Source organism: Streptomyces sp. NBC_00012 (genome assembly GCF_045040875.1).
Taxonomy (GTDB): Bacteria; Actinomycetota; Actinomycetes; order Streptomycetales; family Streptomycetaceae; genus Streptomyces.
On record NZ_CP108309.1, the window covers coordinates 4,985,137 to 4,997,952 of the forward strand.

Genomic DNA, 12,816 nt, shown 5'->3' on the forward strand with positions numbered 1-12,816 from the left:
CCGTCACCCGTGAATCGGGTGGCGGCCCTCCGTCGTTGCCGCTGCCGGGCGGGGCAGGGTGCGGCAGGGCGGGGAGGCTCTCAGGCGATGTGGTCCGCTTCGAGTTCGGCGTGGTAGCGGTTCTTGAACTCCGGCATCAGGCGTCGGATCAGCGCCGCGCTGCGCGGGTGCCTGACGTTGTGGCCGTCCGTGACGTGTATGTCCAGGGCGTCGACGCTCGGGTAGTCGTTGTGCTGGTTCACGAACGCGGCGAACACCTCGTACGCGATCGAGGCGAACTCCGCGTCCTCCTGCGCCCACTCGGCGGGGTCCGGCTCGGGCTCCTGCGGCTGTTCCCGGGCCTGTTCCGGGGCCTGCGGTTCCTGGAGCTGGAGCTGTTCCTGGAGCTGTTCCTGCTGGTGCTCCTCGGTGCGGGGGCCGGGGACGGCACCGATCGTGCCCACGTTGCCCAGGGGGCGGGTGCGGCCGCCGGGGCCCGACGGGACCATCACCGGGGCGGGCTCCAGGCCCTCCACGTACGCCGGGTCGTAGGCGCCCTCGTACGCGTCGTCCGGGACGTGGGCCGCCGCGAACCAGGGGCTCTCGTGCGAGCCGGGCCCTTCCTGGGGCCACTCCTCGGCGGCCCCGGGGCCGGCGGGGTGGTCGTGTTGCTGGTACTGCGGGCGCTGCGGCCCGTGTTGCAGGTGTTGCTGCCCCTGCTGGTGGTGCTCGTGCTGCTCCCGGCCCTGCTCGTGCTGCTGGGCGTACTGCTGCTCGGGGGCGTACGGCAGCTCGGGCTGGAGCTCGCCCGGTTCGACCTGGGCCGGGGCGGGGGCCGGGGGGAGCAGGGCGGGTTCGATGCCCGCGGCGGCGAGGCCGGCCGGGGCGGTCTCGGCCAGCGGGACGCCGTACTTCGCCAGGCGCAGCGGCATCAGGGACTCGACGGGGGCTTTGCGGCGCCAGTTGCGTCCGAAGCGGGCCTGGAGGCGGGCCTGGTAGATCAGCCGGTCCTGTTCGAGCTTGATGACCTGCTCGTAACTGCGGAGCTCCCAGAGCTTCATGCGGCGCCACAGTTTGAACGTGGGGACGGGGGAGAGCAGCCAGCGGGTGAGGCGGACGCCCTCCATGTGCTTGTCGGCCGTGATGTCGGCGATCCGGCCCACCGCGTGGCGGGCGGCCTCGACGGAGACCACGAACAGCACCGGGATGACGGCGTGCATGCCGACGCCGAGCGGGTCGGGCCAGGCCGCGGCGCCGTTGAAGGCGATCGTCGCGGCGGTCAGAAGCCAGGCGGTCTGGCGCAGCAGCGGGAACGGGATGCGCAGCCAGGTCAGCAGCAGGTCCAGGGCGAGCAGGACACAGATGCCCGCGTCGATGCCGATCGGGAAGACCAGTGAGAAGTCCCCGAAGCCCTTCTGGAGGGCGAGCTCGCGCACCGCCGCGTACGAACCCGCGAACCCGATCGCGGCGATGAGCACCGCTCCGGCGACCACGAGACCGATGAGTATCCGGTGGGTGCGTGTCAGCTGCATCGCGGCCACCCGCGTTCCCTCCCCGTTTCCCGTGTCCGACGTCATGTTCCGGCGTCGTGCTGTGACTTCTGGCGGGCACAGCCTGGCACACGAGGGCGCGGGGCGTTGCGCGGGGAGGGGCGAAGCCCGGTGCTCGGGGGAGCACCGGGCTTCGTGAAGCCGCTTCCGGGCCGGGCGTCGCCGGCCGGTCCGCCGGGCCGGGGCACGCGAGCCCGGCATGATCCAAACGAAAGACCCTAGTTCGTCTTCTTGACGGAGGACTTGCGGGCGGAGGTCTTCCGGTCCGTCGACTTCTTCTTGTCGCCGGTCTTGCTGTCCGAGGAGTCGGGGTCGTCCGCCTTGTCCGTGGTCTTGCCGCTCGGCGCGGTGGAGCCGGAGTCCGTGCCGGCGGCGACCGCGGCCACCGCTTCCTTGGCCGCCTTCTCGGCGCCCTTCAGGATGTCGCCGGCGGAGGGGGTCTTCGCGCCCGCGTAACCCGCACCGTTGTAGGTGAGGGTGATGACGACGTTCTCCGTACGGGTCACGACCGTCGCGTACTTGAAGTCCTCGCTGGTCTTGCTGAGGTCGTAGGCGACCGTGGTGGCCTGGTCCCCGATGCCGTCAGCCGGTGCTTCGGTGACCTTCTTGGCGCCCTCGGTCGCCTTCGCCTTGGAGACCTGCTTCGCGAAGTCCTGCTGCGCGCGCTTGGCGCCGCTGCCCAGGGCCGGGTCCGATTCGAAGCGGGTGAAGCCGACATCGAGCCAGCGGTACTGGGAGCCCTTCACGCCGTTGTCGTCGAGACCGTTCCAGGAGCAGCCCGCGCGGGAAGTGATGTCGCTGGACTTGGTGGCCGTGCCGTTCTTCGACTTCGCCGACGGAACCAGGGAAGTGACCGTCTTCTTGGTGATCGACTTGCAGGGGTCGGGCAGCGTCGCGAACTTCGCGGGCTCGACGGTCGGTTCCGCCTTCTTGCTCGCGCTCGGCGCCGTGGACGACGCGGACGAGTCCGATTCCTTCTTGTCGCCGGAGTCCGACGAGCAGCCGGCGACGACGAGCATCACCGGGACGGCGGCGCAGGCGAGTATGCGGGAGAGTCGCGGGGCTGAACGGTGCATGGTTCCTTCACTCGGGTGGCGCGGCGGGCGGGCTGCCAGATGGTCGGGCGGGGGGTCGGCCGGTGTTCCGGAGGGTTTTCCGGAGGGCCACGGTACGACGGACCGCGACCGGATGCCGCCTCGGCCGGAGGCCCGGTGGTCGCGGGCGACGTGGGCCAGGGGCGCCCGGGACGGCGTCATTCGCTGAACTCCTCGACCAGCTTCCGGGCCAGTGCCTGGGCCTTCTCCTGCAGTTCCTTGCTGTCGGGGACCACGGTGGAGACGGTCGGCTGCTCGGTGTACTCGACGGTCACGATGACGTTCGATGTGCGGAATACCACCTTCACCGTGCGGTGCTGTGCGGTGGAACCTGCCCGGGTGAGCAGATCGTCCAGAAATGCACTGTCACCGAGGTCTTCGAGGACGCGTGGCTGAAGGCTCTCGCCCGAAGCACCGGAGCCTTCGTCGGCTCCGTCAGTTCCGCCGGTCGCCGCGTCGGTGTGCTCGTCGCCGGTGTTCTTGTCCTCGGAGGTGGGGCCGGTCAGGGCGTGCGAGGTGGGGTCGGAGTCGTCGCCGGAGGTCTCGCCGGAAGTGGCCGGAGGTGTCTGCTTCTTCCCGCCCTTGCCCTCGTTGTCCTCCGTGTTCTCAGTGCTCTTCGTGGCGGCGGGGGTCGCGGAGGGGGAGGACAGGCCGGCGGCGGTCTCCTTCTTCGTGTACACCTCGCGGGCGCGGTCGTCGTCGCTCACCGTGGGGTCGTAGGACACGACGCGCTCGAAGTCGATGAACAGGCTGTGCGAGGAGGAAGAGTCCTCGGACTTCCAGTGACAGCCGACCCGGCGGTCGGTGTCGTAGGTGACGGAGGCGGTGCCCTCGAACACCTTTCTCTGTTGTTCCTCGGTGAGTTCGGCGGCACCCGGGAGCAGGTCCTTCAGCGTCGACGACTCGACGGCGCGGCAAGGCTCGGGAAGAGTGCGGTACTTGCCGGGCGCCGCGGCGGCGACGGTTTCCTCGCCGGGCTTGCTGTCGGCTGCGGAACCACCAGTTCCGGTGTCGGCGCTGCAGCCGACGACGAGCGCTGCCAGTAGCGCGGTGCCGGTTACGTAGGCCATTCGTCGCACGGTCCTGAGCTCCCTTCGTGCGAAAAACGGTTGCCGCCCGATGGCGACCGGTGGACACAATGTGTATCGCACGCGCCGCTGTGAATGCCGGTCGACCGACTCTTTTGCCGACCTTGGCACCGGTTTTGCGCTTTCAGACTTTTCGGGGGAATCGAGGAACTATGTCGTATGTAGAGGTGCCGGGGGCGAAGGTTCCCATCCGTATGTGGGCCGACCCGGCCTCGGTCGAGGACGTCGCGATGCAGCAGCTGCGCAATGTGTCCACGCTGCCCTGGATCAAGGGTCTCGCCGTCATGCCGGACGTCCATTTCGGCAAGGGCGCGACGGTCGGTTCGGTGATCGCGATGCACGGTGCGGTCTGTCCGGCGGCGGTCGGTGTGGACATCGGCTGTGGAATGTCCGCGGTGAAGACGTCCCTGACGGCCAATGACCTGCCGGGCGACCTGTCCGGGCTGCGGTCGAGGATCGAGCAGGCCATTCCGGTGGGCCGGGGCATGCATGACGAGGCCGTGGAGCCCGACCGGCTGTACGGCTTCCGGGCGCCGGGCTGGGACGACTTCTGGGGGCGGTTCGATGGAGTGGCCGATGCGGTCAAGTTCCGTCAGGAACGTGCCACGAAGCAGATGGGGACGCTCGGATCGGGCAACCACTTCATCGAGTTCTGCCTCGACGAGGCGGGTTCGGTCTGGCTGATGCTGCACTCCGGATCGCGGAACATCGGCAAGGAACTGGCCGACTTCCACATCGGGCAGGCGCAGAAGCTGCCGCACAACCAGGACCTGATCGACCGGGACCTGGCGGTCTTCATCGCCGACACCCCGGAGATGGCGGCGTACCGGAACGACCTGTTCTGGGCGCAGGAGTACGCGAAGCACAACCGGGCCATCATGATGGCGCTCTTCCAGAACGTGGTCCGCAAGGAGTTCAAGAAGGCCAAGGTGACCTTCGAGCCGGTCATCTCCTGCCACCACAACTACGTGGCGGAGGAGCGGTACGAGGGGATGGACCTGCTGGTCACGCGGAAGGGCGCGATCCGTGCGGGTTCCGGGGACTTCGGGATCATCCCGGGTTCGATGGGCACCGGTTCGTACATCGTGAAGGGGCTCGGGAACGAGAAGTCGTTCAACTCGGCCTCGCACGGCGCGGGTCGGAAGATGAGCCGGAACGCCGCGAAGCGGCGCTTCTCGACGCGCGACCTGGAGGATCAGACACTGGGCGTGGAGTGCCGTAAGGACTCCGGTGTCGTGGACGAGATTCCGGGCGCGTACAAGCCGATCGAGAAGGTCATCGAGCAGCAGCGGGACCTGGTGGAGGTCGTCGCCAAGCTCAAGCAGATCGTGTGTGTGAAGGGCTGAATTCAGGTCTTCGCACACGGAGGACGAAGGGTCCCGGGACGCGGGTGGTGTCCCGGGACCCTTCCTGTTCGGCTTCTGCCTGCCTCTGTGGGGGGCGGTCCTGTCCGGTCAGGACCTGTTCGGTCGGGCCCTGTGGGGTGCGGCCTTGTCCGGTCGGGCCTTGTCTGGTCGGGCTCTGTTCGGTCGGGCCCTCGTCGGTCGGGCGGTGTCCGGCCGAGCCCTCGCCGGTCAGGCGGTGCGGTGGACCTTGGAGTTGGATGCCTGGGCGCGGGGGCGGACTACCAGGAGGTCGATGTTGACGTGGCTGGGCCGGGTGACGGCCCAGGAGATGGTGTCGGCCACGTCGTCGGCGGTGAGGGGGGCGTCGACGCCCGCGTACACCTTGGCGGCCTTCTCGGTGTCGCCGCGGAAGCGCGTGGTGGCGAACTCCTCGGTCTTGACCATGCCGGGGGCGACCTCGATGACGCGGACCGGGGTGCCGACGATCTCCAGGCGGAGGGTCTCGGCCAGGACGTGCTCGCCGTGCTTGGCGGCCACGTAACCGCCGCCGCCCTCGTACGTGGAGAGGCCCGCGGTGGAGGAGAGGATCACCACCGTGCCGTCGCCGCTCGCGGTGAGGGCGGGGAGCAGGGCCTGGGTGACGTTGAGCGTGCCGATGACGTTGGTCTCGTACATCTGGCGCCAGTCGGCGGGGTCACCGCTGGCGACGGGGTCGGCCCCGAGCGCGCCTCCCGCGTTGTTGACGAGCACGGCGAGGGAGCGGAACGCCGTGGCGAACTCGTCCACCGCATCGCGGTCGGTGACGTCCAGCGCGTAAGCCGTGGCCTGGTGGCCCGCCTCGTTGATCTCGGCGGCGAGCGCCTCGATGCGGTCCTTGCGGCGGGCGGTCACCACGACGCGGTAGCCGGCGGCGGCGAGCTGTCGGGCGGTCGCGGCACCGATGCCGCTGCTCGCTCCGGTGATGACGGCGATCGGGGTGGCGGCCATGGCGGACTCCTCGGACAGCTGATCGGTACGGGGGTCAGGATAGGCAGGTGCGAGGTGGCGCCGGGCGGTGCGGGGTGTGGTGGGGCGGCGTGAGGTGGCGCCGGGCGGTGCGGGGTGGGGTGGGTGATGTGGGGTGGAGCCGGGTGTGGTGTGGGGTCAGTGGCTGCGGGGGGCGTACATGATGACCGCCATGCCGGCCAGGCAGATCAGCGCGCCGGTCGCGTCCCAGCGGTCGGGGCGGTAGCCGTCGGCGACCATGCCCCAGGCGATCGAGCCGGCGACGAAGACCCCGCCGTACGCCGCGAGGATGCGGCCGAACTCGCCGTCCGGCTGGAGCGTGGCGACGAAGCCGTAGGCACCCAGCGCGATGACGCCCGCCCCGATCCAGATCCAGCCCCGGTGCTCGCGTACTCCCTGCCAGACCAGCCAGGCGCCCCCGATCTCGAAAAGCGCGGCGACGACGAACAGAGCAACGGATCGGGCGATCGACATGGGGCCAGCGTGTCATGTGAAGGGAAAGGCTCGCCGAACCGGTCGGTAAATAAGGATGATTCAGGGCGATCTGTATCTTCGGGACATGGTAGTGAGGCATAGAGCTGCACGAGTCGTCTCGGCGACGGGGATGCTGGCCGGGAGTGTGGTGCTGGGGGCGGGGGTCGCGGTCGCCGCGCCCTCCGATCTCCATGGGTCCTTCGTGGCCATCGCGCCCGAGGCCGATGTGTCGCACCACGGGCATGTCCTGCTGTGGGGTGCGGGGCTCAAGGTCCGGGTGCGGACCGAGAACCACGGCCCGTCGAGCCTGTCGGGTGTGACCGTGCGTGTGCGGACATCGGTGGCGCTCGCCGGACGGCAGGAGCTTCCGCAGAGCTGTCTGCAGGCCGACCGGCGGACCGTGCTGTGCCGGACGGGCGGCCTGCGAGCCGACGGGGCGCAGGAGCGGCGGCTCGCACTCGAACTGCGGCTTGCGGCACGGCCGGACGAGGTTGTCGTGCGGGTCGACACGCAGTGGAACGGCGGAGCGACCGACCGGAACCCTAGGAACAACGACCACGAGGTGCTCGCCCCGGCCACCGGGGACGAGTACGTGTTCTGACCCCCGGCCGGTGGGGCCGGTGGGGTGGGCGCTGTGCTCATCGGGACTGGTGGGGGTGGACGCTGTGCTCAATCGGATTGGTGAAGCGGGCTCCGTGCTTGTCGGGGCCAGCCCGGTGGCCGGCGTGCTCATCGGGCGAGTGCGGCCTGCAGGGCCGCCGGGTCGGCGTGGTCGCTCGCCCAGGCGATGTAGCCGTCGGGCCGGACGAGCAGGGTGGTGGTGCGGTCGCCCTGCCAGTGGGCGTGCACCAGCGGGGCCGGTGATGCCGGAGTGGCGGCGCAGGCAGGGGTGACCAGGACGAACGCGCCGTCGCGCAGCAGCTGGTGCAGGCGGCCCTCGCGCAGGCTCAGGTCGGGGGCGCGCTTCGCGGTCAGGGGATGCGCGCCACGTGGGGCGTGGTAGGAGATGGCGATGCCGGAGACCATGCCGATGGCCTTGTCGGAGGCGGGCCGGATGGTGGCCAGTGCCTTGGCCGTTATGGTCCTGACCGTCCGCTGGAGCGGGGTGCGGGCCATGGCGAGGCGGACGAGCGCGCCGCTGCTGCGGAGCACGCTCGCGCCCACCGGGTGCCGTTCGGCGTGATAGCTGTCGAGGAGCGCCTCCGGGTCGGCGGTCTGCCCCCGCAGCACGGCGGCGAGCTTCCAGGAGAGGTTGGCGGCGTCCTGGAGGCCGGTGTTCATCCCCTGGCCGCCCGCGGGGGAGTGGACGTGGGCGGCGTCCCCGGCGAGGAAGACCCGGCCGGTCCGGTAGGAGGGCACCTGGCGTTCGTCGCTGTGGAAGCGGGAGATCCAGCGGGCGTCGTGCATGCCGAAGTCGGAGCCGAGGGCGACGCGGCAGATCTCGCGCAGCTCGTCGAGGTCTACGGGGTCGCTGTCGGCGGCCTGGCGCGTGCGGTCCCACCCCATCACGCGGTACCAGTCGTCGCCGAAGGGGGCGATGAAGGCGAAGGCGTCTCCGCCGCCGCTGACCGTCAGGGTGTCGGAGGGCTTCTCGGTGAGCCGGACGTCTGCGAGGACGATCGACCGGATCACGGATTTGCCGGGGAAGGGAAGCCCGAGCGCCTGGCGCACGGAGCTGCGCATCCCGTCGGTGCCGACGAGGTAGCGGGCGGCGAGGGTGGTCCGGCTGCCGTCCGGCTCGCGCAGCTCGGCGGTGACGGACTCCGATGCGGGGCTCTGGTGGAGCGCGGTCAGCTCCGTGTCGTGCCGGAAGCGGACGCCGGCGGTGCGGGCACGGCGCTCCAGCAGCCGCTCCACCTCGTACTGCGGGGTGATCAGCACGAACGGGAAGCGGGTGTGCAGCCGGGAGAGGTCGAGCGAGAGCTTCCCGAAGAAGCGCAGGGAGTCGAGGGGTGTGCCCGTCTTGATCAGCTCGTCGGCCAGGCCGCGGCTGTCGAGCAGTTCGAGCGTGCGGGCGTGCACGGCGAAGGCGCGCGTCATGTTGCTGGTCCTGCGCGGGCGGCGCTCCACGAGCGTGACGGAGACGCCCAGGGCGGCGAGATCCCCTGCCAGTAGCAGGCCGGTGGGGCCCGCGCCCGCGATGAGTACGTCGACGGTCTCGGGTGCGGTGCTCGGGGTGGTGGTCATGGCTGCCTCCTGGGCCCGTTCATCAGCTGTCACCTTGGTGCCGACAAAAGTTGGTCAACGAGTGTTGGTCAACAGGTGTTGGTCAACGCTCGTTGGCAACGGTAACCCCGGCGCGACTGGCATGTCAACGTCTGTTGGCCTACATTTGTTGGCATGACAGAGCCCGTTGCCGTGCCCCGCCGTTCCGATGCGACCAAGGCCGCGATCCTCGATGCCGCACGCGAGCGGTTCGCCGCCGACGGGTACGAGCGCGCCACCATCCGCGCCATCGCCCGTGACGCGAACATCGACCCGTCGATGGTCATGCGCTACTACGGCAACAAGGAGGGGCTGTTCGTCGCCGCTTCCGCGATCGACCTGCGGATACCCGAGCTGGGAGCGTTGCCGGGCAAGCACGTGGGCGCCGTGCTCGTCGGGCATTTCCTGGACCGCTGGGAGGGCGACGACGTCCTCACGGGCATGCTCAGGGTCAGCGTCACCAACGAAGCGGGCGCGGAACGGATGAGGACGATCTTCGCCGAGCAGATCGGCGCGGTCACGACCGGGGTCTGTCCCGTCCCGGCCGAAGCGGCCCACCGTGCGGTGCTCGTCGCCTCGCAGATACTGGGGATGGCGCTCGCGCGCTATGTGCTGCGGTTCGGGCCCGCCGTCGAGATGTCGCGCGAGGAAGTGACCGCCTGGCTCGCACCCACCGTCCAGCGCTACTTGACCGCCGAGAAGCCGTAGCCCGACCGGGGCGCCCTGAACGGGGCCGGTCTGGGCGGGTCCGGCCCGGGCGTGGGCGTCCTGAGCGGGGGCCGGTCTGAGCGGGGGGCCGGCCCGATCAGGGCTGGTCCGAGCGGGCGGGCAGGCGTTGTCCGCTCCGTACACTCTCTGCATGTCGCAGAAGTCCCAGCTCGGCCGCGGTGCGCTGATGGCCGAGCTGACCGTCGAGTCACGCCGCTACATGGCCGCCTACGCGCTCTTCAACCAGGCCGTCGCGGACCATCTGCGGCTCCACCCGACCGATCTCCAGTGCCTCAACCTGCTCGGCCTGGAGGCGGGACCGGTCACCACGGGCCGCATCGCGGAGCTGACCGGGCTGACCACGGGGTCGGCGACCCGGCTGGTCGACCGGCTGGAGCGGGGCGGGTACGTGAAGCGCGAGCGGGACACCGTCGACCGCCGACGGGTGCTCGTCGCGACCGTCCCGGAGCGGATGTCGGAGATCGGTGCGGTGTGGGAGCGGCTGAACGGGGCTTGGACGGCGATGTTCGAGGCGTACGACGACGACGAAGTGGCCCTGCTCATCACTCACATGCGGCGGACGGTCGAGCTGAGCGCAGTACAGATCGAGGCGTTGCGGGAGGCCGGCGGCGCGTGACGGCCGACAGTGGCGCGCGACGGCCGGCGGCGGCGTGTGACGGTCGGCAGCGGGCTCGACGGGGGCCGGAAACGGCCCGATGCCCGGTCTACGCGCCGTCCGCCGACGTGGGCGCGAATTCCTGAAGGGCCTTGGTGACGATCGCTTCCAGATGTGAGTGGTGAGCGCCCCGCCAGTAGACGCGGTCGCACACCGTGCACTGCGCGAAGACGTCGTACGAGTGCCGGGTGCCGTGTTCCAGCTGGTCGCTGACCGTGTCCTTGTCGGCTGCCTTCAGCGAGCCGTTGCAGGCGGTGCACCTGGTCCACGGCGAGAGGTGCGGGGCGAACCGCTCCAGCACATCGCGGAGTTGGTCCTCCGGGCGGTCGCTGTAGACGTACGCCCCGGCCCAGATCTCCCGCCGGTGCAGCAGCCCGCGGTCCCGTGAGAGCAGTACGCGCCGCTCCTGTGCCGACCGGGCGGCCAGCGCGGGATCGCCGATGTCCTCGCTCTCGTACGCCGCGTCGACGCCCAGCAGCCGCAGCCGCCGGGCGAGCGTGCCGAGGTGGACATCGAGCAGGAACCGCAGGGGCGCGCCCGGCACCCGCTGGGGGCGTTCCACGGCACGCACCTCGACCAGTTCACCGGCCCCCGGGATGTGCGAGACCGGTACGGACCGGCCGTCGACCAGGATCTGTCCGGCCTCGGTGAGCGGGATACCGAGCGATTCCACGACATGGCCGAGGGTGGAGGAGCCGTCCGTGGTCACGGCCGTGCTCCCCTTGCGGCGTTCATGCGCGACGAAAAGCCGCAGCTCGGGGGCGACTTCGAGGTGGATCTCCGGTCCGTTCACCTCGCCAGGATGTCATCGGCCGGGGTGCGCCAGCCAGGGGGTTTCGGCAGTACGGGCGAGCCGGACGCGTAACCGGCGCGCCGGACGTGCCGCGCCGGGGGCCGGACGTGCAAGGGGCGGACGCGTATCCGGTGTGCCCGGACGTGCCGGGCCCGGACGCGTAACCGGTGCGCTGGACGTGCCGGGCCCGGTCGCGCCGGGTGCGTCGCGCGCTCAGGGGCGGAAGGCGGCGGCGTTCTCCTCGGCCCAGGCGGCGAAGGTGCGGGCCGGGTGCCCGGTCAGCTTCTCGACGTCGCCGGTCACCTCGTCCGGGACGCCGTCCGAAGCGGCCGAGTACGCGAGCAGCGCGTCGGCGAACGGCTCGGGCAGGAAGGCGGCCACGGACTCCTTCCAAGCCGCTCCGGTCACGGTGTTGATGGCGATGGGGCGGCCGGATGCCGCCGCCAGCAGGCCGACCCGCTCGGCGGCGGTCAGCGATTCGGGGCCGGTCAGGTGGTACGCCCCGCCCTGGAGGCGAGGGTCGGTGAGCACGGCGAGTGCGGCCTCGGCGATGTCCGCTGAATCGATGGGGCTGCTGTGGCTGTTGGGGTAGGGGAGGTCGACGGAGCCGTGGGCCCGTACCGACTGCGCCCACTGGTACGCATTGCTGGCGAAGGTCCCCGGGCGCAGCAGTGTCGTGGTGAGGGGCGAGGCGATCAGGGCCTGCTCCACCGCGTGGTGGGAGGCGGCGATCGGGTTGCCCTGGACGTCCGGGGCCAGGACCGAACTGGAGGAGAGCAGCACGATGTGGCCGACTCCGGCTGTCTCGGCCGCCGACAGGAAGGCGTCGATACCGGACGGTTCGGCGTAGAGGAAGACGGAATCGACGCCGTCGAGAGCGGCCCCGAAGGTGGCCGGATCGCCGAGATCGCAGGCCACGACGGGCACACCGGCGGGCAGTGCGGTGGCCATGGCGGCGAGGTCCTCGGGGGTGCGCGAGGCCGCACGGACGGCGTGGCCGTCGCGGTGCAGCAGCGAGACGAGCGTGGAGCCGATACGGCCCCGGCACCCGGTGACGAGAGTGAGCATGGCGGAGGAGTCCCCTCTATGGATATGGCGGATCTGCGGATTCGGCGGATCTGCGGATACGGCGGTCTGCGGGCATGCGGGCTCGCGGACCCGCATGCCCGCGGACCTGCGGGCATGCCCATCTGCAGGCATGGCAGATATGGCTGCGACATGCATAAGCTGCGTGACGCAGATAAATATCCAGGGGCAGGACCCGGCCGTCAAACGCTTTCGAGGTCGAGTCGCCAGTCGTTGGTCAGCAGCGCATGGCCGGGCGGGTACTCGAAGTCGCACTCGCCGACCAGGGTGAAGCCCGCCTTGCGGCACACCGCGTTCGACGCGCCGTTCCCCACGGACGGATAGGCGTGCAGGAAACGGTGCTTGCGCTCGGCGCGGGCCTGCTCGACCACTGCCGTCGTCGCGACCGTGGCGATGCCCAGGCCCTGGAACCCGGGGAGGACGGCCCACCCGGTCTCGTACACCTCCTGGCCCTGCCAGCTCCGCTCCCAGAAGCCGATCGTGCCCACGGCACCGGCACCGGAATCAGCGCCGGCACCGGCACCGGAATCAGCGCCGGCACCGGCACCGGAATCAGCACCGGCACCGTCCGTCAGGGAGATGCGGAACATCCTGCCCCGGCCCGTGCGGTCCGCGCTCAGCTCCATGTAGCGCTCGTGACGCGCTATGAGCTGCTCCTCCGTCTCGGGTCCGCCCAAGTGGTCCATCAACTCCGGTGCGTTGGCGCGGCGGAGCAGCTCCAGGTCTCCATCCGACCAGGCCTCGACCCGTACGGACGATGAAGCGGTGCGTTCCATGCCGGAACTGTAGGGCGCCGCACTGACAACCGGCGG

General features: G+C 70.5%; 13 protein-coding genes. 4 read left to right on the forward strand and 9 right to left on the reverse strand.

Going from position 1 to position 12,816, the window contains the following annotated elements; genetic code table 11:
* Positions 1–80 precede the first annotated feature (80 nt).
* From OHA19_RS22935 to OHA19_RS22945, 3 genes are all read right to left on the reverse strand, one after another.
* The gene (locus OHA19_RS22935) at positions 81–1,520 is read right to left on the reverse strand and encodes a DUF2637 domain-containing protein (protein ID WP_405713813.1); all 1,440 of its coding nucleotides are present in this window, start codon (positions 1,518–1,520) and stop codon (positions 81–83) included.
* A 227-nt stretch (positions 1,521–1,747) separates the two neighbouring features.
* Positions 1,748–2,605 (reverse strand): DUF3558 family protein, encoded by an 858-nt coding sequence (locus tag OHA19_RS22940; protein WP_405713811.1) that lies wholly within the window; start codon positions 2,603–2,605, stop codon positions 1,748–1,750.
* A 176-nt stretch (positions 2,606–2,781) separates the two neighbouring features.
* Positions 2,782–3,693, reverse strand: coding sequence for a DUF3558 domain-containing protein (locus OHA19_RS22945; RefSeq protein WP_405751377.1), 912 nt, complete (start codon positions 3,691–3,693; stop codon positions 2,782–2,784).
* 170 nt (positions 3,694–3,863) lie between these two features.
* Here OHA19_RS22945 and OHA19_RS22950 point away from each other — a divergent pair, with 170 nt between their 5' ends.
* Positions 3,864–5,057 carry an RtcB family protein gene (locus tag OHA19_RS22950; protein ID WP_405751380.1) on the forward strand — a complete coding sequence of 398 codons (1,194 nt, stop codon included), beginning with the start codon at positions 3,864–3,866 and terminating at the stop codon, positions 5,055–5,057.
* Positions 5,058–5,285: 228 nt separating this feature from the next.
* On the opposite strand, the gene OHA19_RS22955 is transcribed toward OHA19_RS22950, so the two are convergent.
* On the reverse strand, positions 5,286–6,044 hold the full coding sequence (locus OHA19_RS22955) for an SDR family NAD(P)-dependent oxidoreductase (RefSeq protein WP_405713806.1): 759 nt from the start codon (positions 6,042–6,044) through the stop codon (positions 5,286–5,288).
* 156 nt (positions 6,045–6,200) lie between these two features.
* Positions 6,201–6,536, reverse strand: a complete 336-nt coding sequence (locus OHA19_RS22960; protein ID WP_405713804.1) for a YnfA family protein — start codon at positions 6,534–6,536, stop codon at positions 6,201–6,203.
* A gap of 85 nt (positions 6,537–6,621) precedes the next feature.
* Here OHA19_RS22960 and OHA19_RS22965 point away from each other — a divergent pair, with 85 nt between their 5' ends.
* On the forward strand, positions 6,622–7,137 hold the full coding sequence (locus OHA19_RS22965) for a hypothetical protein (RefSeq protein WP_405713802.1): 516 nt from the start codon (positions 6,622–6,624) through the stop codon (positions 7,135–7,137).
* 128 nt (positions 7,138–7,265) lie between these two features.
* Here the strand turns inward: OHA19_RS22965 and OHA19_RS22970 are convergent, their stop codons facing one another.
* Positions 7,266–8,723: an FAD-dependent monooxygenase gene (locus tag OHA19_RS22970; protein WP_405751383.1), complete on the reverse strand. Its 1,458-nt coding sequence runs from the start codon at positions 8,721–8,723 to the stop codon at positions 7,266–7,268.
* Positions 8,724–8,876: 153 nt separating this feature from the next.
* Here OHA19_RS22970 and OHA19_RS22975 point away from each other — a divergent pair, with 153 nt between their 5' ends.
* Both OHA19_RS22975 and OHA19_RS22980 read left to right on the forward strand, forming a co-directional pair.
* On the forward strand, positions 8,877–9,449 hold the full coding sequence (locus tag OHA19_RS22975; protein ID WP_405751385.1) for a TetR family transcriptional regulator: 573 nt from the start codon (positions 8,877–8,879) through the stop codon (positions 9,447–9,449).
* Positions 9,450–9,600: 151 nt separating this feature from the next.
* Positions 9,601–10,086, forward strand: coding sequence for a MarR family winged helix-turn-helix transcriptional regulator (locus tag OHA19_RS22980; protein ID WP_405713796.1), 486 nt, complete (start codon positions 9,601–9,603; stop codon positions 10,084–10,086).
* An 88-nt stretch (positions 10,087–10,174) separates the two neighbouring features.
* On the opposite strand, the gene OHA19_RS22985 is transcribed toward OHA19_RS22980, so the two are convergent.
* The 3 genes from OHA19_RS22985 to OHA19_RS22995 form a co-directional block, all read right to left on the reverse strand.
* Complete coding sequence (locus tag OHA19_RS22985) at positions 10,175–10,918, reverse strand: Mut7-C RNAse domain-containing protein (RefSeq protein ID WP_405713794.1); 744 nt, start codon at positions 10,916–10,918, stop codon at positions 10,175–10,177.
* Positions 10,919–11,131: 213 nt separating this feature from the next.
* Positions 11,132–11,986, reverse strand: coding sequence for an NAD(P)H-binding protein (locus OHA19_RS22990; protein ID WP_405713792.1), 855 nt, complete (start codon positions 11,984–11,986; stop codon positions 11,132–11,134).
* A gap of 200 nt (positions 11,987–12,186) precedes the next feature.
* Entirely contained in the window at positions 12,187–12,780 is a 594-nt protein-coding gene (locus OHA19_RS22995) for a GNAT family N-acetyltransferase (RefSeq protein ID WP_405713791.1), read from the reverse strand.
* Positions 12,781–12,816: the final 36 nt, after the last annotated feature.